Here is a 16607-nt window from a genome sequence, read left to right on the forward strand (position 1 = left end):
ACCTTTCCCGTCCCTAATGCGCGTCGTCCCAGTTCGTCGCGGCGCGGGCCTCGACCACCAGCGGCACCGAGATCTGCAGCGCCGGCTCGGCCGCGCGCTCCATGATCCGCTTCGCCACGGCGATGACGGCCTCGGCCTCGGCCTCGGGCGCCTCGAAGACCAGTTCATCGTGCACCTGCAGCAGCATTTTCGCGGTTAGGCCCGCGTCGCGCAGTGCCTGGGGCATGCGGATCATCGCGCGCCGCATCACGTCGGCCGCGGCGCCCTGGATCGGGGCGTTGATGGCGGCGCGGTCGCCGAAGGCCCGCTCGGCCTGCGACTTCCCGTGGGCGGCGGGGATGTGGACCTTGCGGCCGAAGATGGTTGTGACGAAGCCCTGGCTCCGCACCTGCTGCTGCATGCGGTCCATGTAGGTCCGGATGCCAGGGAAGCGCTCGAAGTAGGTCTTGATGTAGGCCCCGGCTTCCTCCCGCGGGATTGAGAGCTGGTTGGCGAGGCCGAAGGCCGAGATACCGTAGACGATGCCGAAGTTGATCGCCTTGGCGCGGCGGCGCGTCTCGGCCGGCATCCCCTCCACGGGCACGCCGAACATCTCGGAGGCCGTCATGGCGTGGATGTCCAGGCCGTCGGCGAACGCCTTCTTGAGCTGTGGGATATCGCCGATGTGGGCCAACAGGCGCAGCTCGATCTGGGAATAGTCGGCGCTGATCAGGACGTGTCCCGGCTCGGCGATGAAGCAGCGGCGGATCTTGCGCCCTTCTTCGGTGCGGATCGGGATGTTCTGCAGGTTGGGATCGGATGAGGCCAGGCGCCCCGTCGTGGCCGCCGCCAGGCTGTAGGACGTGTGCACGCGGTTGGTGGCCGGGTTGATCGCGGCCACCAGGTTGTCGGTGTACGTACCTTTCAGTTTCGACAGCTGCCGCCAGTCCAGCAGGATGCGAGGCAGCTCATGACCCTGAGCCGCGAGGTCCTCGAGCAGAGATGCGTCGGTGGACGCCGCCCCCTTCGCCGTCGTCTTGCCGGACGCGATGCCCATTTCGTTGAACAGGATATCGCCGATCTGCTTGGGGCTGCCCAGGTTGAACGGGCGGCCCGCGACGCGATGCGCCTCGGCCTCCAGCTCGGCCATGCGTACCGAGAAGTCGTTGGACAGCTGCCGCAGGCGAGCGGGATCCACCTTGATCCCGGCCAACTCCATCTCCACGAGCACCGCGGGCATGGGCCGCTCGACGGTCTCATAGACGGTGGCCAGCTTCTCGTGCGCCAAGCGCGGTTTCAGGTGCTCCCAGATCCGCAGGGTGACGTCGGCGTCCTCGGCGGCGTAGCAGGTCGCCGAGCCCAGCTCGACGTGCTTGAAGCTCTTCTGCGCCTTGCCGGCCCCGGCGACAGTCTTGAAGCTGATCGGCTGGTGCTCGAGCAGGCGCATGGAAAGCTCGTCCATGCCGTGGCTCTTGTGCAGGCCGCCCTCCAGCGTGAACGACATCAGCATGGTGTCGTCGATGGGCGCGACCTGGATCCCGTAGCGCGCCAGGACCGCTAGGTCGTACTTGCCGTTCTGCGCCACCTTGAGGATCGAAGGATCCTCGAGCAGCGGCTTCAGCCGCGCCATGGCGTCTTCCAGCGGGATCTGCGTCAGGTCCGCGGGCGCCTCCAGCTCGAGGCCGCCCTCGCCTTCGTTGGCGTGACCGACGGGGATGTAGCAGGCCTCGCCAGGCGCGGTGGCCAGGCTGACGCCGCACAGGTTGGCGCTGGTCGCGCCCAGGGCGTCGGTCTCGGTGTCGAAGGCCACCAGGCCGGCGGCGTAGGCCTTGGCGATCCAGGCGTCCAGCGTGGCCAGGTCGCGGACGCACTGGTAGGCGTTGACGTCGATGGCGCCGTGCTGGGGAGCGATGCGCGCCTTCGTTTCCGGCGGGGGCGTAGCGGCCACGGTGATCCCGCCGCCGGCCGCAGGGGTCTTGCCGTCGCCGATCCGCTTGGCGAGCGTGCGGAATTCCATCTTCTCGAGGAACGCCTGCAGCTCGGCCGGATTGGGATCGTCCACCGCCAGGGCGTCGATGGGCTCGGGCAGCGGGGTGTCGCAGTCGAGTTGGACCAAAAGGCGCGAGAGGCGGATCTGGTCAGCGTATTCGATCAGCGTCTGGCGGCGCTTCTCCTGCTTGATCTCGCCGGCCCGCGCCAGGAGCGTGTCCAGGTCGCCGTACTCATTGATCAGGGCCGAAGCGGTCTTGATGCCGATGCCGGGCGCGCCGGGCACGTTGTCGACCGAATCGCCGCAGAGGGCCTGCACATCGACGACCTTGTCTGGCGTAACGCCGAACTTCTCGGCGACTTGCTCAATCCCGATCTTGACGTTCTTCATGGTGTCGAGCATCGACACGCGCTCGTCCACGAGCTGCATCAGGTCCTTGTCGGACGAAACGATCACGACCTCGCCGCCCAGGTCGCGCACCTTGCAGGCATAGGCGGCGATCAGGTCGTCGGCCTCGTAGCCAGGAAGTTCCAGGCACGGCACGCCGAACGCCCGCGTCGCCTCGCGCACCAGCGGGAACTGCGGGACCAGATCCTCGGGCGGCGGCGGCCGGTGGGCCTTGTACTTGTCGTACAGCTTGTTGCGGAACGTCTGCTCGGAGTGATCGAAGATCACCGCCAGGTGGGTCGGGGCCTCGGTCGACGTCTTCATGTCGACCAGCAGCTTCCAGATCATGTTGCAGAAGCCCGAGACCGCGCCCACGGGCAGGCCGTCGGTCTTGCGGGTGAGCGGCGGCAAGGCGTGGAAGGCGCGGAAGATGAAGCCCGAGCCGTCGACCAGGTAGAGCCGGATCGCTGGGCCGTCCTGGGTGGGTTCGCGGGGGATCTCGCCGATAGTCTGCGGCGCGGCGTCGAGCGTGTCGGTCATGGGCCCAAGATAGGGCCGGGCGGCCCGAAGGTCACCCGGCCTCGATGCATCATGCGAAGCGCTTCTGCAGGTTGGCCGCGCCGTCTCCGGCCCTGGCGAGCGCGTCCGGGTCGCCGTCGCGCAGATAGGCTTCCACCGCCCGGCCCATGGCGGCGTAGGCGACGCGGAATGGGTTGGTGGCCGACGACAGCCGGCGCACGCCCAGGGCCTGCAGCTCGACAGCCTTGGGCACGCCCACCCAGCCCATGACGTTCAGCGGCCGCGGGATCGCCTTGGCGAGGCGTTCGATCAACCCCGGGTCGGCGGGGCCAGGCACGAAGATGCCGTCGGCGCCGGCCTCGGCGTAGAGCGCCGCGCGCTTCACCGATTCCTCGTAGGCGGCTTCCCCCTCGGCTAGCCCGCGGAGATAGACGTCGGTGCGGGCGTTGATGAACAGGGGTACGCCCTGCTTCGCCGCCTGGGCGCGAACCGCGGCGACCTTGCGGGCGTGCAGCTTGGGATCGCGTCCGCCGTCCTCGATATTGATCCCGACCGCGCCGGCCTCGATCACGCGGGAGATGTTCCGCGACAGCTCGTCCAGGTCGTCGGTGAAGCCCCCTTCGATGTCCGCCGTCACCGGCGTGTCGCCGGCGGCCTTCACCGTCGCGGCGATGGTGGCGATCACCAGGTCGATCGGCAGGACGTCGCCGTCGGCATAGCCATAGGCCCAGGCCACCGCGGCCGAGGAGGTGGCGACGGCCTTGGCGCCCGCGTCGGCCATGATGGCGGCGCTGGCGGCGTCCCAGGCGTTGGGCAGCACCAGCACCTCGGGGTCCTCGTGCAGCTTGCGGAATAGTTCGGCTTTGGCGGTCTGGCTCATGGCGTCCCCGGGGTTGGCGTCTTAAGGTCGCGGATGGATATGGGGGCTCTGCTGACACCGTGCTGGCGGTATCCGGACACGATCGGATGAGGGCGGGGCGCGACGACGCCCTGACCCTGGCCGCGCTGGGCGTGCTGGCCGCGACCATCGCCGCGGTTGCGCACGAGGCGCTCGGCCACGGCGGAGCCTGCCTGGCGACCGGCGGCCAGGTCGTGCGCCTGACCTCGATCTTCTTCCGATGCGCGCCGGGGCGCGACCTCGTGGACGTCGCCGGCCCGCTCGCGGGCCTCGCCTGCGGACTGGCGGCGCTGATGCTGCATCGCCGGGCGGCCGGTCCAACGGCGCGGCAGTTCGCCCTGATCCTCGCCGCCTTCGCGCTCTTCTGGCTGTTCGGCCAACTGGCTCGCGACGGCCTGATGCACATGGACGACTGGGCGTTCGCGGCGCGGAGCACGGCCGCGAGCCTGGCCCTCGGCGCGGTGGGCGTCGCCGGCTACCTCTGGACGCTCCGCACGGTGCGGCGCCTGGCTCACGCCGACGGCGCGTCGCTGCGGCGACTGGTCATTCCCTATGCGACGGGCGCGATCTCGGCCGGGATCGCCGGGGCGCTCTGGCGCGGCGGTGGCCTGGCCGGCGCGCGGGAGGGCCTGTTGACCCTGGGCCTCGCGCCGCTGGGCTACCTCTGGGCGGGGTGGCGGGCGACACGCGGCCCCGCGGTGGTCGGTTCGAGCGTGCCACGGGACTGGCGCGTCATCCTGGCGGTCGGCGCGGTCTTTTTCGCCTTCTGCCTGGTCCTGGGGCGCGGTCTCGGCGCCTGATCCCGTGGCTGTGGCGGCGCGAAACCCTGTATGAGCGCGTCGTGACCACCGCCCTCACGCGCCTCGCCCTGACCGACTTCCGGTCCTACGCCGCCGCCGAGCTGAAGCTCGACGGGCGGCCGGTGTGGCTGGCCGGTCCGAATGGGGCGGGCAAGACCAACCTGCTGGAGGCCGTCAGCTTCCTGATCCCCGGGCGCGGCCTGCGCGGGTCGAGCCTCGCCGAGGTGGGCCGCCGGATGCCGGGCGAGGCCGTGGGCCGGGCCTGGGCCGTGGCGGTGACGATCCGCGCCGACGGCGAGGAGACCCGCCTGGGCACGGGCGTTGAACAGGCCGGGGCCTCGCGCCGCGTCGTCCGCGTCGAGGGCGAGCCCGTCCCGCCCGGCCGCCTGGCCGAACACATCCGCCAGGTCTGGCTGACCCCCGCCCAGGATCGGCTGTTCCTGGAGGGCGCCGCCGACCGCCGCCGCTTCTTCGACCGCCTGGTCTTTGCCGCCGAGCCGCAGCATGCCGCCCACGTCCAGGCCTACGAGAAGGCGCTGCGGGAGCGCCTGCGCCTGCTCACCGACGGCCCGCCCGATCCCGCCTGGCTCGACGCCCTGGAGGCCCGCCTCGCCGAGGCAGGGACCCTGATGGCCGAGGCGCGCGCCCGCACCCTGGCGGCGCTGTCGGCCGAGATCGCCACGCGCGGCGAACGGCCGTTCCCGCTGGCGCGGCTGTCGCTCACCGGCGACTGGGAGCGGATGGCCGGCGAGGGCGTCGAGTTCGCCGAGATCGAGAGCCGCTTGGCCCGCGCGTTGGCCGGGGCCCGCGACCGTGACGCCGCCGCCGGCCGCGCGCTCACCGGCCCGCACCGCGGCGACCTGTCGGTGATCCACGACGAAAAGGACCGCGCCGCCGCCGAGTGCTCCACGGGAGAACAGAAAGCGCTGATCCTAAACCTGGTCCTGGCCCAGGCCGCGCGCCTGGCCCGCGCCGAGGGCCAGCCCGCGCCCATCCTTCTGCTCGACGAGGTGGCCGCCCACCTCGACGCCCGTCGCCGCGCCGCCCTGTTCGACGAGATCGAGGCCCTCGGCCTCCAGGCCTTCCTGACCGGCACCGACGAGATGTTGTTCGACGGCTTGGCGGGCCGCGCTCAGGGCTTCCGGGTGGACGCCGCGGGCCTGACGCCGGCGGCCTGAGGCGCACGGCTCGCTGCGGCGCCGAAACACGTGCAGAATCAGCCGGGAACCCTATATAGAAGGCATTGAATTTTAGGCTCCGCGCCAAGCGCGAGCAGCCTTCCACCAGGCGCTCCGGATCCACGGGGTCCGAACCTCGAGCGAGCGCCTCAGCTGGACGCAAGATGAGCGAAGAAAACGACGCCCCCGAGGGCAACGGTCAGGCCGAGTACGGCGCGGAATCGATTAAGGTTCTCAAGGGCCTGGACGCGGTGCGCAAGCGTCCGGGGATGTACATCGGCGACACGGACGACGGCTCGGGCCTGCACCACATGGTCTATGAGGTGGTGGACAACGCCATCGACGAGACCCTGGCCGGCTGGGCGTCGCGCGTCGAGGTGATCCTCAACGCCGATGGCTCGGTGACCGTCACCGACGATGGTCGGGGCATTCCGGTCGACATCCACGAGGGCGAGGGCATCTCGGCGGCCGAGGTGATCATGACCCAGCTGCACGCCGGCGGTAAGTTCGACCAGAACTCGTACAAGGTCTCCGGCGGCCTGCACGGCGTGGGCGTCTCGGTGGTGAACGCACTTTCCGAGTTCCTGAAGCTGAAGATCTATCGCGGCGGCAAGAGCTACGAGATGGAGTTCCGCCACGGGGATTCCGTGGCGCCGCTGAAGGAGACCGGCGTCGCGCCGATGCGCCCCAACGGCGAGCCGCTGTCGGGCACCGAAGTCACCTTCTTCCCGTCCAGCGAGACCTTCGCCTTCATCGAATTCGACCGGAAGACGCTCGAGCACCGCCTGCGCGAACTCGCCTTCCTGAACTCGGGCGTGACCATCTGGCTGAAGGACTTCCGGGAGGCCGAGCCGTTCGAGGAGGTCATGCACTACGAAGGCGGCATCGAGGCCTTCGTGCGCCACCTGGACAAGGCCAAGACGCCGCTGATGAAGACGCCCATCGTGGTGCGCGGCAAGAAGGAGAACGTCGAGCTGGACCTCTCGCTCTGGTGGAACGACGGCTACCACGAGAACGTCCTCTGCTTCACGAACAACATCCCGCAGCGCGACGGCGGCACCCACCTCGCGGCCTTCCGCTCGGCGCTGACCCGGATCATCACCAGCTACGCCGAGACCTCGGGCACGACGAAGCGCGAGAAGGTGTCGGTCTCGGGCGAGGACGCGCGCGAAGGCCTGACCTGCGTGTTGTCGGTCAAGGTGCCGGACCCCAAGTTCTCGTCGCAGACCAAGGACAAGCTGGTCAGCTCGGAAGTGCGCCCGGCGGTGGAGAACCTGGTCTCGGAAGGCCTTTCGACCTGGTTCGAGGAACATCCCAACGAAGGCCGGATGATCGTCCAGAAGATCGCCGAGGCCGCCGCCGCCCGCGAAGCCGCGCGCAAGGCCCGCGAACTGACCCGGCGCAAGTCGGCGCTCGACATCACCTCGCTGCCCGGCAAGCTGGCCGACTGTTCCGAGAAGGATCCGGCGAAGTCCGAGATTTTCCTGGTCGAGGGCGACTCGGCCGGCGGCTCGGCGAAGCAGGCTCGCAACCGCGACAACCAGGCCATCCTGCCCCTGCGCGGCAAGATCCTGAACGTCGAGCGCGCGCGGTTCGACAAGATGCTGTCGTCGGAGCAGGTCGGCACCCTGATCACGGCGCTGGGCGCCGGCATCGGCCGCGACGACTTCAACATCGAGAAGCTGCGCTACCACAAGATCGTCATCATGACGGACGCCGACGTCGACGGCGCCCACATCCGGACCCTGCTGCTCACCTTCTTCTATCGGCAGATGCCCGAGGTGATCGACCGGGGATACCTCTATATCGCCCAGCCGCCGCTCTATAAGGCGTCGAAGGGCAAGTCGGTCCGGTACCTGAAGGACGACAGCGAGCTCGAGGTCTATCTCATCGACGAGGGGACCGACGGCGCGACGCTCGACCTGCCCAGCGGCGAACGCCTGACCGGCGCCGACCTGCTGGCGCTGGTGCAGACCGCCCGCGGCGCCAAGGCCAACATCGAGCGTCTCTCGGCCCGCGCGCCGTCGTTCGCCATCGAACAGGCCGCGCTCGCCGGCCTGCTGGGCGAGAACGGCGACCCGGCCGCGGCCGCTGCACGCCTCAACCTCTACGCCGAGGAAGGCGACGGCCCCTGGTCGGGCGAGCAGGCCGCCGGCGGCGGCTACGCCTTCAGCCGCGTCAAGCGGGGCGTGTCCGAACGGGTGGTGCTGGACGATCTCCTGCTGCACGCGGCCGACGCGCGCCGCCTGGCCGAGCGCTCGAAGGAACTCTCGGCCACCTTCTCGGGCGTCGCCACCTTCACCCGCAAGGACCGCACGGCCAAGGTGCGCGGCCCGCTCGACCTGGTGAACGCGGTGATGGACAACGGCCGTCGCGGCCTCTCCATCCAGCGCTACAAGGGCCTGGGCGAGATGAACGCCGAGCAGCTGTGGGAGACCACGCTGGACGTGGAAGCCCGCACCCTGCTGCAGGTGAAGGTCAACCACGCCGACGACGCCGACGACATGTTCACCCGCCTGATGGGCGACCTCGTCGAACCGCGCCGCGAGTTCATCCAGGAAAACGCCCTGGACGCCGAGGTGGACGTCTAGCCGGGTCCGGCTTTCGGCCCGGACTCCGGCTGCGCGCGGAGCGAGCCGGGCGACTTGGGCGCGCGCTGCAGATCCTCGGGGCCCAAGGCCTTGGGATCGGCGACGTCGCCGGCTTCGACGGCGCTGTACGAGAAGACCTCTTCCTGTCCGTCGTCTAGGAGTTCCTGCCCCGCGCCCGCGACAAGGCCGTCGCGGTCGGCCGCGGGCGAAGACGCGGGGCTGCCGGCCTCGGACGCTGCCGCTGGAAGCCTTGGGTCGCTGATCCCGGACAAGGTCGGCTCCTCCAATGTCGCGGCCACGTCAGCGTGGCCCTCTCGACAACCCTCGGGAACCCAACAGGTTGCCGGGGGATCGGGCCGCCTGTCGGCGGGGGGGACGCGGAGGGCGGCCCGATCCGGAAGAGCGCCACTGTGGGGAGGGGCGGGCGCTCTCAGGCTGCGGCCGCCTTGGGGGCGAAGCGGCCTCGCATCCAGAGAGATAGGCGCCCGCATCGCCGCCGGAAATTAAACTTAAGCATGTGGCGCCCGGATCGCGGCCTGCATCGCGCATCAGACCTAGGGATAGGATGGCGTCCGTCCCGCCCTGGGCTAGACCGCCGCCACTTCCTTGGAGGTCGATGGTCATGATCAGCAGGCGCGAGGTGGTGTTGGCCCTATCGGGCGGCCCGGCAGCGGCCATGACCGCCAAGCCTGCCCAGGCGGCCGCGGCGGCCCGCAACGTGGTGCTCGTACACGGCCTGTTCGCCGACGGCTCATCCTGGTCCGAGGTGATCCCCCGACTCCAGGCGAGAGGGCTGAACGTCACATCCGTCCAGAATCCGCTGACCAGCCTAGCCGACGCCACCGCGGCGGCGATGCGGGTCCTGTCCCGTCAAGACGGCCCCACCGTGCTCGCAGGGCATTCCTTCGGCGGCATGATCGTCAGCGAGGCGGGCGTCCATCCGAACGTCTCGGCGCTGGTCTATGTGGCCGCTCGCGCGCCAGACGCGGGCGAGGACTATGCCGGTCTCGCGGGCCGGTTCCCGACGCCGCCGGCCAGCGCCGGGATCGTCTACGACGGTGACGAGGGGCGGCTGGGCGAAGCGGCCTTCCTTCGCGACTTCGGCGGCGACCTGCCGGCTGCACGGGCGCGGGCGCTTTACGCGGTGCAGCAGCCCTTCGAGCGGGCGCTGCTGTCGGGCCGTACGACCCAGGCCGCGTGGCGTTCGAAACCGAGCTGGTATGCCGTCTCGACCGAGGATCGCACCATCAACCCGGACCTCCAGCGCTTCATGGCGAGGCGCATGGGCGCGAAGACGGTCGAACTCCGCGCCAGCCACCTGTCGCTGCTCTCCCAGCCCGACGCCGTGGCGCGGCTGATCCTCGATGCGGCGCGAGGCGGTTAGGCGACGTTTGCGCCGGCGGCGTTTCGCATGAAGATGGCGAACCGGCGCGGCAGACCGCGGGCGTCGGACCAGGGGACGGAGCGATGGCGGACGACACCGCGAAGGTCCAACAGCGGGGCGGGGCCGCGGCCGCCCCGCGCCGCCGTTGGCTGGTGGCCCTGGCGCTCGCGCTCGCAGCCGGCATCTTCACGGTGGACCTCTTCACCCCGCTCGATGGCGCCGTCGCCGTCCTCTACATCGCCGTCATCCTCCTGCTGGCGCCGTTGGGCCGGCGGTTCGTGGTGGCGGCAGGTCTCGGTTCGGTGCTGCTGGCGGTAGTCGCGTTCCTGGGCGGTCATCTCAACAGCCCCTCAGGCGGCGCCTACACGCGAGTGGCCGTCAGCCTGGTGGCCATCGTGATCACCACGCTGCTGTCTCTGCGCGACCGCTCGACCCGCACCACCCTGGGCGAACAAGCCCGCCTCCTCGAGTTGAGCCACGACACGGTGATCATCCGCTCCAAGAACGACACCATCCTCTACTGGAACGACGGCGCCGAAGAGCTCTACGGCTGGACCCGCGCCGAGGCGGTGGGGCGGACCTGTTCCGCGTTGCTGCAATGCGACTATCCCGCCGATGGCGTGGCGGCCGCGCTGGAGGCCGAAGGCCAGTGGTCTGGCGAGGTGGTGCGCACCCGCCGCGACGGCACGCGCTTGGTGCTGGCGAGCCGCTGGCTGCTGCGGCGCGATCCGGAAGGGCGGCCCATCGGCGTGATCGAATCCAGCGCCGACCTCACCGAGACGCGCCGCGCCGACGCCCAACGGCAAGCCTCGGAGCAGAGGTACCGGGCCATGTTCGACGCCGCCGGCTTCGCGGCCTGGGAGGGCGACTGGTCGCAGACCATGCGGCTGGTCCGCGAGGCCGTCCCGTCGGGCGAGCCCCTCGACGCCTGGCTGTCCGCGCACCCCGAAGCGGCGCGGGCGGCCATCGACGCGGCGGCGATCCGCATGGCCAATCCCGCCGCGGCCGAGCTGTTCGGCGCGCCGACGCCCGCGGCCCTGGACGGCTCGGCGCTGCGCGACCGCTACGTGCCTGCCGGCCTGCCGGGTCTCGCCCACATCCTGGCCGTCCTGGCGTCGGGCGCCCGCGCCGCCGAGGCCGAGACCTGTCTGCGGGCCCTGGACGGCCGGGTGGTCGATGTGGTGCTCCGGGTGACCGTGCTGCCCGAGGGCGAGGACGGGTCCCAGGTGCTGGTCATGGCGGTCGACCTCACCGAGCGGAACGAGACCCGCGCCCGGCTGGAGCAGACCTCGGCCGAGCTGGCCCACGCCGCCCGGGTCTCCACCCTGGGCCAGCTCGCCGCGTCCATCGCCCACGAGGTGAACCAGCCGCTCACGGCCATCATCACCTTCGGCAAGTCGGGCAAGCGGTGGTTGTCGCGGCCGGAACCCGACCTGGCCGAGGTGGCCGGCTGCCTGGATCGGATCGTCGGCAACGGCACGCGGGCCGCCGACGTGATCGGCCGGGTGCGCGCCCTGGCCCGCAAGACCGCGCCGCAGGCCGAACAGCTGAGCTTGCCCGATCTGGTCGACGACGCCATCGCCCTGCTGCAGCGCGACGCCCGCGCGGCTGACGTCACCATCCGCAAGGCCTGGCGCAAGACGCCGCCGCCCGTGTGGGCCGACCGGGTCCAGGTGCAGCAGGTCCTGGTGAACCTGGTGATGAACGGGGTGCAGGCCATGCGCGAGGTCGAGGGCCGCAAGCGTGAGCTGGGCATCCTCGCCGAGGCCCTGCCGGACGGCACGGTGCGGCTGTCGGTGCAGGACAGCGGCACGGGCTTCGCCGATGGCGACGCCGAGCGGATCTTCACGCCGTTCTTCACGACCAAGGCCGAGGGTATGGGGATGGGCCTGTCGATCTGCCGCTCGATCATCGAGTCCCAGCGTGGGCGGATCAGCGCGCGCAACAATGACGGCCCCGGCGCGACGGTGTCCTTCACCCTGCCGACGTCCCCGCCGGCGCCAGCCAAAACGCCGGAGCTCATATCTTGATATGATAGGCGTCCGACCCCAGCGGCGGTCTAAAGGACGGGCTGCGGAGACCGCGGCAGGAGTAGGCCTTTGCGCGCGGGATCGCTGATCTGCATTGTCGATGACGACGAGGACGTCCGGGAGAGCATCGGCTCGTTCTTCCGGTCGGCCGGCGTCGTGACCAAGGGTTTCGAGGCCGCCGAGGCGCTGCTGGCGTCGACCGACGTCGACGCCATGGCCTGCCTGATCACCGACCTGCACATGCCCGGCATGGACGGCCTGGATCTGCACAAGGAGTTGCGCCGGCGCGGCTGCCGTGCCCCCGTGATCCTGATGACCGCCTATCCCACGGCCGAGGCGCGCGAGCGGGCGGCGGACCTGGGCGTCGCCCTGTTCGTGGAGAAGCCAGCGGATCCGGAGATGCTGCTCGAGGAAGTGGAGGCGCTGCTGGCGGCCTGACAGAGCGCGAGGGGGACGGAAGATGGACGCGAACGACACGCCCGAGGGCGGCCTGGTCTGCATCGTCGACGACGACGCCGACGTGCGGGATTCGCTCCATAGCTTGCTGCGCGCGTCGGGCTACGATGTGCAGGCCTTCGCATCGCCCCAGGAGTTCGTGGCCTGCGAGGCCGCCGACGCCGCCGCCTGCCTTGTGCTGGACGTCCGTCTTGGCGACGTGAACGGGCTCGATTTCCAGCAGGAGCTGCTGGAGAGCGGCACGCAAATCCCGGTCATCTTGATCAGCGGCCACGGCGACATTCCCATGACGGTGCGCGCCATGCGGGCCGGGGCGGTGACCTTCCTGGCCAAGCCCTTCGACGACGACGCCCTGCTGACCGCCATCGACGAGGCCATGGCCCGCGACCGCGAGGGCCGGGCGCGTCGCCAGGAGGCGACCACGCTGAAGGCCCGGCTCGAGACCCTCACCCGCCGCGAGCGCGACGTGCTGGGCCTGGTGACGGCGGGCCTGATGAACAAGCAGATCGCCGGGCGCCTGGAGGTCAGCGAGATCACCGTGAAAATCCACCGTGGCAACCTGATGCGGAAGATGAAGGCTGACTCCCTGGCCGACCTGGTGCGCATGGCCGAGCAGCTGGGGGTGCGCGAGGCGGTGTCCCGCTACAACCACGGCTGACCGCTGCTCCTTTGTTGGGAGCAGTCGCCGTCACGGACAGAGTGGCGCGCGGAGGAGCCCATGAGAACGATCCTGACCGCAGCTCTGCTCGCGCTTGCCGCCGGGCCCGCCCTGGCCGCGCCCGCCGCCGTCATCGTCAAGGAGACAGAGGTGATGCGGCAGGAGCCGCCGCCGCACGGCGCGATCGGCATGAGCACGGCCTATCGCATCAGCGATGTCGTGCCCAACCGGACGATGGAGTTCCGCAAGCGCGTGCTGCACGTGGGGGCCGCCATCGGGCCGCACCCGATCGATCACGACGAGGTCTATTACGTGCTGTCCGGCGAGGGCGACGTGGTCTCGGGCGGCGTGACCACGAGGCTGACCTCCGGCATGGCCGCTTATCTCTACAAGGGCGCCGTCGTTGGGATCCGCCAGATCGGCGGGCAGCCGCTCTCGCTGATCATTTCCTACCCCGTGACGCCCAAGCCGTGAGATCGCACACCACTGTTGCGCGGGTGACACGCGACACGACAGAATTGTGACACGCCTCTCAAGTTCGGCGCGGCGACCACACCCTCTGGTGTAGCTAGGCGCCTGGAAGGCGAGCTCCCAGTCGCCTGAAGAACAGAGGTCCTCTCATGAAGACGCCCGCGTCGCTGCGCGCCCTGCTGGCCGCCAGCGCCTCCGTCACTGTGTTTGCGTTGACGTCCCCGGCCTTCGCGGCCGACGAAGCCGAAGTGAGCGAGGTGCTGGTCACCGCTCAGAAAAAGACCGAGAACATCAACGACGTGCCGCTGGCGGTGACCGCGGTCAGCGGCGAGAAGCTGGACGCGATCCTCTCCTCGGGCGGCGACATCCGCGTGCTTTCGGCTCGCGTCCCCAGCCTGACCATGGAGTCCAGCTTCGGCCGGACCTTCCCGCGGCCCTACATCCGCGGCCTCGGCAACACGGACTTCGACCTGAACGCCAGCCAGCCGGTCTCCTTCGTCTACGACGAGGTGGTCCTGGAGACCCCGGTCCTGAAGGGCTTCCCGCTGTTCGACATCGCCCAGGTGGAAGTGCTGAAGGGGCCGCAGGGGACCCTGTTCGGCCGCAACACCCCGGCCGGCGTTCTGAAGTTCGACAGCGTCAAGCCGAGCGACACCTTCAGCGGCTACGCCCAGGGCTCGTACGCGACCCACTCGACCATCAACCTGGAAGGCGCCGTCGGCGGCCCGATCGTGGCCGGCGTGCTGTCCGGCCGACTTTCGGCCCTGTACCAGCACCGCGACAACTGGGTCGACAACACGCTGACCCCCAAGAAGAACGACAGCGAGGGCTACGACCAGTTCGCCATCCGCGGCCAGCTGCTCTGGACGCCCACCGAAGACCTCTCGGCCCTGCTGAACCTGCACTACCAGCACCTGGACGGCACGCCGCGCGTCTTCCGCGCCAACATCATCCAGAAGGGCACGAACAATTTCGTCCCCGGCTTCAAGCGCGACGAGATCAGCCAGGACGCCCAGGTCCGCGCGACCCAGAAGATCGAGTCGGCCGGCGCCAACCTGAAGCTGACCTACGACTTCGGCGAGGGCATGCCGCAGCTCACCTCGATCACCGCCTATGAGCGGGTCGACGCCTATTCGCGTGGCGACATCGACGGCGGCTTTGGCGCGGTCTTCGCTCCGCCGTCGGGTCCGGGCGTGATCCCGTTCCCGTCGGAAAGCGCCGACGGCATCCCGTTCCACCGCCAGTTCACCCAGGAACTCCGCCTGGCCGGCGACAACGGCCCGCTCGGCTACACGATCGGCGCTTTCTACTTCAACGAAAGCATCAAGATCGACAGCTTCGACTACAACACCCTGGCTGGCGGCGCCCTGCAGGGCTACGCCTACCAGAACCAGAAGTCCGAGAGCTGGGCCCTGTTCGCCAACGTCGACTATGACGTGTCGGAACAGCTGAACATCGGCGGCGGCGTCCGCTATTCCGACGACAAGAAGGACTTCCTGGCTCAGCGCACCCTGTCGCCGTTCGGCGCGCCGGCCACGGCGATCCTGCGGGCCGACCCCGACACCAGCGAGGTGAGCTTCAACGTCAACGCCACCTATTCGGTGAGCGACAACCTGAACGTCTACGCCCGCGTCGCCCGCGGCTATCGTGCGCCGTCGATCCAGGGCCGCCTGGTGTTCGGCGACACGCTGTCGGTCGCCGACAAGGAAACGGTGATGTCCTACGAGGCGGGGATCAAGGGCAAGCTGCCCGAGGCCCGCGCCCGGTTCGACGCGGCGGTCTTCTACTACGACGCCAAAGACCTGCAGATCACCGCGGTCGGCGGCGGGGCGAACTTCAACCGCCTGCTCAACGCCGACAAGGCCGTGGGCTACGGCTTCGAGTTCAATGCCGAGGCCGAGCCGGTGGAGAACCTCGTCCTGACGGCGGGCCTCTCGTACAATCACACCGAGATCAAGGATCCGAACCTGTTCACCCAGCCCTGCGGCGGCGGCTGCACGGTGCTGGACCCGGCGGGCCCGATCGCCGGCACGGTGCGCATCGACGGCAACAGCCTGCCGAACGCGCCGAAGTGGATCGCCAACGTGACGGCGGGCTACTCCTGGCCGGTGGGCGAGGGCTCGATCTTCGTCTTCACCGACTGGGCCTACCGCTCGAAGGTCAACTTCTTCCTCTACCAGTCGGCCGAGTTCAGCGACGACAAGCTGCTGGAAGGCGGCCTGCGCCTGGGCTACCGCGCACCGGGCGAGCGTTGGGAAGTGGCCGCCTTCGGCCGCAACATCACCAACGACAAGTCGCTGGAAGGCGGCATCGACTTCAACAACCTGACCGGCTTCGTGAACGATCCGCGCATCATCGGCATCGAGGCGAAGACCAAGTTCTAAGGCCCTACCGGATGGGCGACCGCGTCTCGCGGATGTCCATCCGGCCCTGTCCGCCCTCACAGCGGGCGGAATAGAAGAAGCGGTCGGGGTTCGAGGGATCGAACCCCGGTCCGTTCACGAAGTCGGCGCACCCGACGCCCGCGGGCGTCCGCGGCGACCAGCCATTGGCGGTCCGGCGGCTGACGAACAGCCCCACCTTCTCCGCGTCGTCGCTCATCGTTCCCGAACTGAACACCAGCGCCTTGCCGTCCGCGGCCACCGCTGCGTCGAAGTCCTCGTCCGACCCATTGATCGCCGCGCCCAGGTTCTCGGCCTTCCCGCCCTTCAGGTCCGCCACGAACAGATCGTGCTTGCCGAAGCCGCCCCAGCCGTCCGAGGCGAAGATCAGCCGCCCGTCCTTCATGGGCGTCGGCGCCCATTCCGCGCCTTTGCTGTTGATCGTCGGCCCAAGGTTGCGGGGGGCGCCAAAGCGCCCGGTCGCGGGATCCAGGTCGACGACATACAGGTCGGTCGCGCCGTATCCGCCGGGCCGGTCCGAGTGGAAATAGACCTGCCGCCCATCAGGACTGAACGCCGGGTCGAAATCCTCGCCGGTCGTGTTGAACGGCACGGGAGTCGGCTCCGACCAGCCGTCGCCCACGCGGCGCCGCTGCCAGATGTCGAGCTGCCCCCGATCGGCGTCGCGTCCCACCGACCCCCAGAGCATCCATCGCCCGTCGGGGCTGATCGCCAGCCGAATCTCCGAGGCGGCCGTGGACACCACGCCGGGCAGGACGACCGGATCCGGCGCCGCGGAATTGGCCGCCAAGGCAAGGAGCGCAGAGAGAGCGAGCTTCATGCGCCGGAGCTAACCCGACCGGCCGGGGATCGTCGAGCCGTGCC

Annotated in this window: 13 protein-coding genes; 9 read left to right on the forward strand and 4 right to left on the reverse strand. The window is 69.8% G+C overall.

Features of this window, described 5'->3' with window-relative positions:
• Window positions 1–13 precede the first annotated feature (13 nt).
• Both polA and ACODSY_RS01815 read right to left on the reverse strand, forming a co-directional pair.
• The gene (gene polA, locus ACODSY_RS01810) at window positions 14–2896 is read right to left on the reverse strand and encodes a DNA polymerase I (protein ID WP_488949913.1); all 2883 of its coding nucleotides are present in this window, start codon (window positions 2894–2896) and stop codon (window positions 14–16) included.
• Between the two features lie 49 nt (window positions 2897–2945).
• On the reverse strand, window positions 2946–3755 hold the full coding sequence (locus ACODSY_RS01815; protein WP_488949914.1) for an isocitrate lyase/PEP mutase family protein: 810 nt from the start codon (window positions 3753–3755) through the stop codon (window positions 2946–2948).
• Window positions 3756–3841: 86 nt separating this feature from the next.
• Between ACODSY_RS01815 and ACODSY_RS01820 the strand changes: the two genes are divergently transcribed.
• The 3 genes from ACODSY_RS01820 (at window position 3842) to gyrB (ending at window position 8342) form a co-directional block, all read left to right on the forward strand.
• Entirely contained in the window at window positions 3842–4573 is a 732-nt protein-coding gene (locus ACODSY_RS01820; RefSeq protein ID WP_488949915.1) for a hypothetical protein, read from the forward strand.
• 41 nt (window positions 4574–4614) lie between these two features.
• Complete coding sequence (recF, locus tag ACODSY_RS01825; protein ID WP_488949916.1) at window positions 4615–5751, forward strand: DNA replication/repair protein RecF; 1137 nt, start codon at window positions 4615–4617, stop codon at window positions 5749–5751.
• Window positions 5752–5915: 164 nt separating this feature from the next.
• Window positions 5916–8342: a DNA topoisomerase (ATP-hydrolyzing) subunit B gene (gene gyrB / locus ACODSY_RS01830; RefSeq protein ID WP_488949917.1), complete on the forward strand. Its 2427-nt coding sequence runs from the start codon at window positions 5916–5918 to the stop codon at window positions 8340–8342.
• Here the strand turns inward: gyrB and ACODSY_RS01835 are convergent.
• Window positions 8339–8614 carry a hypothetical protein gene (locus ACODSY_RS01835; RefSeq protein WP_488949918.1) on the reverse strand — a complete coding sequence of 92 codons (276 nt, stop codon included), beginning with the start codon at window positions 8612–8614 and terminating at the stop codon, window positions 8339–8341. The genes gyrB and ACODSY_RS01835 overlap by 4 nt on opposite strands.
• A 350-nt stretch (window positions 8615–8964) precedes the next feature.
• On the opposite strand from ACODSY_RS01835, the gene ACODSY_RS01840 reads away from it, so the two are divergent.
• The 6 genes from ACODSY_RS01840 (at window position 8965) to ACODSY_RS01865 (ending at window position 15725) form a co-directional block, all read left to right on the forward strand.
• Complete coding sequence (locus ACODSY_RS01840) at window positions 8965–9726, forward strand: alpha/beta fold hydrolase (RefSeq protein ID WP_488949919.1); 762 nt, start codon at window positions 8965–8967, stop codon at window positions 9724–9726.
• Between the two features lie 83 nt (window positions 9727–9809).
• Complete coding sequence (locus ACODSY_RS01845; RefSeq protein WP_488949920.1) at window positions 9810–11756, forward strand: PAS domain-containing sensor histidine kinase; 1947 nt, start codon at window positions 9810–9812, stop codon at window positions 11754–11756.
• A 69-nt stretch (window positions 11757–11825) separates the two neighbouring features.
• Complete coding sequence (locus tag ACODSY_RS01850; RefSeq protein ID WP_488949921.1) at window positions 11826–12194, forward strand: response regulator transcription factor; 369 nt, start codon at window positions 11826–11828, stop codon at window positions 12192–12194.
• Between the two features lie 22 nt (window positions 12195–12216).
• A complete protein-coding gene (locus tag ACODSY_RS01855) occupies window positions 12217–12870 on the forward strand; it encodes a response regulator transcription factor (protein WP_488949922.1) in 654 nt (217 codons plus the stop codon).
• 60 nt (window positions 12871–12930) lie between these two features.
• Window positions 12931–13344 (forward strand): cupin domain-containing protein, encoded by a 414-nt coding sequence (locus ACODSY_RS01860; RefSeq protein ID WP_488949923.1) that lies wholly within the window; start codon window positions 12931–12933, stop codon window positions 13342–13344.
• Window positions 13345–13490: 146 nt separating this feature from the next.
• Window positions 13491–15725, forward strand: coding sequence for a TonB-dependent receptor (locus ACODSY_RS01865; protein ID WP_488949924.1), 2235 nt, complete (start codon window positions 13491–13493; stop codon window positions 15723–15725).
• Between the two features lie 4 nt (window positions 15726–15729).
• Here the strand turns inward: ACODSY_RS01865 and ACODSY_RS01870 are convergent, their stop codons facing one another.
• Window positions 15730–16563, reverse strand: a complete 834-nt coding sequence (locus ACODSY_RS01870; protein WP_488949925.1) for a TolB family protein — start codon at window positions 16561–16563, stop codon at window positions 15730–15732.
• Between the last annotated feature and the right edge of the window lie 44 nt (window positions 16564–16607).

The sequence above is a fragment of the Phenylobacterium sp. FG114 genome, from assembly GCF_057809855.1.

Coding starts and splice junctions, on each gene's coding strand:
- polA (WP_488949913.1), bottom strand. CDS start 2,896: ATGACCGACACGCTCGACGCCGCGCCGCAGACTATCGGCGAGATCCCC.
- ACODSY_RS01815 (WP_488949914.1), bottom strand. CDS start 3,755: ATGAGCCAGACCGCCAAAGCCGAACTATTCCGCAAGCTGCACGAGGAC.
- ACODSY_RS01820 (WP_488949915.1), top strand. CDS start 3,842: ATGAGGGCGGGGCGCGACGACGCCCTGACCCTGGCCGCGCTGGGCGTG.
- gyrB (WP_488949917.1), top strand. CDS start 5,916: ATGAGCGAAGAAAACGACGCCCCCGAGGGCAACGGTCAGGCCGAGTAC.
- ACODSY_RS01840 (WP_488949919.1), top strand. CDS start 8,965: ATGATCAGCAGGCGCGAGGTGGTGTTGGCCCTATCGGGCGGCCCGGCA.
- ACODSY_RS01845 (WP_488949920.1), top strand. CDS start 9,810: ATGGCGGACGACACCGCGAAGGTCCAACAGCGGGGCGGGGCCGCGGCC.
- ACODSY_RS01855 (WP_488949922.1), top strand. CDS start 12,217: ATGGACGCGAACGACACGCCCGAGGGCGGCCTGGTCTGCATCGTCGAC.
- ACODSY_RS01860 (WP_488949923.1), top strand. CDS start 12,931: ATGAGAACGATCCTGACCGCAGCTCTGCTCGCGCTTGCCGCCGGGCCC.
- ACODSY_RS01865 (WP_488949924.1), top strand. CDS start 13,491: ATGAAGACGCCCGCGTCGCTGCGCGCCCTGCTGGCCGCCAGCGCCTCC.
- ACODSY_RS01870 (WP_488949925.1), bottom strand. CDS start 16,563: ATGAAGCTCGCTCTCTCTGCGCTCCTTGCCTTGGCGGCCAATTCCGCG.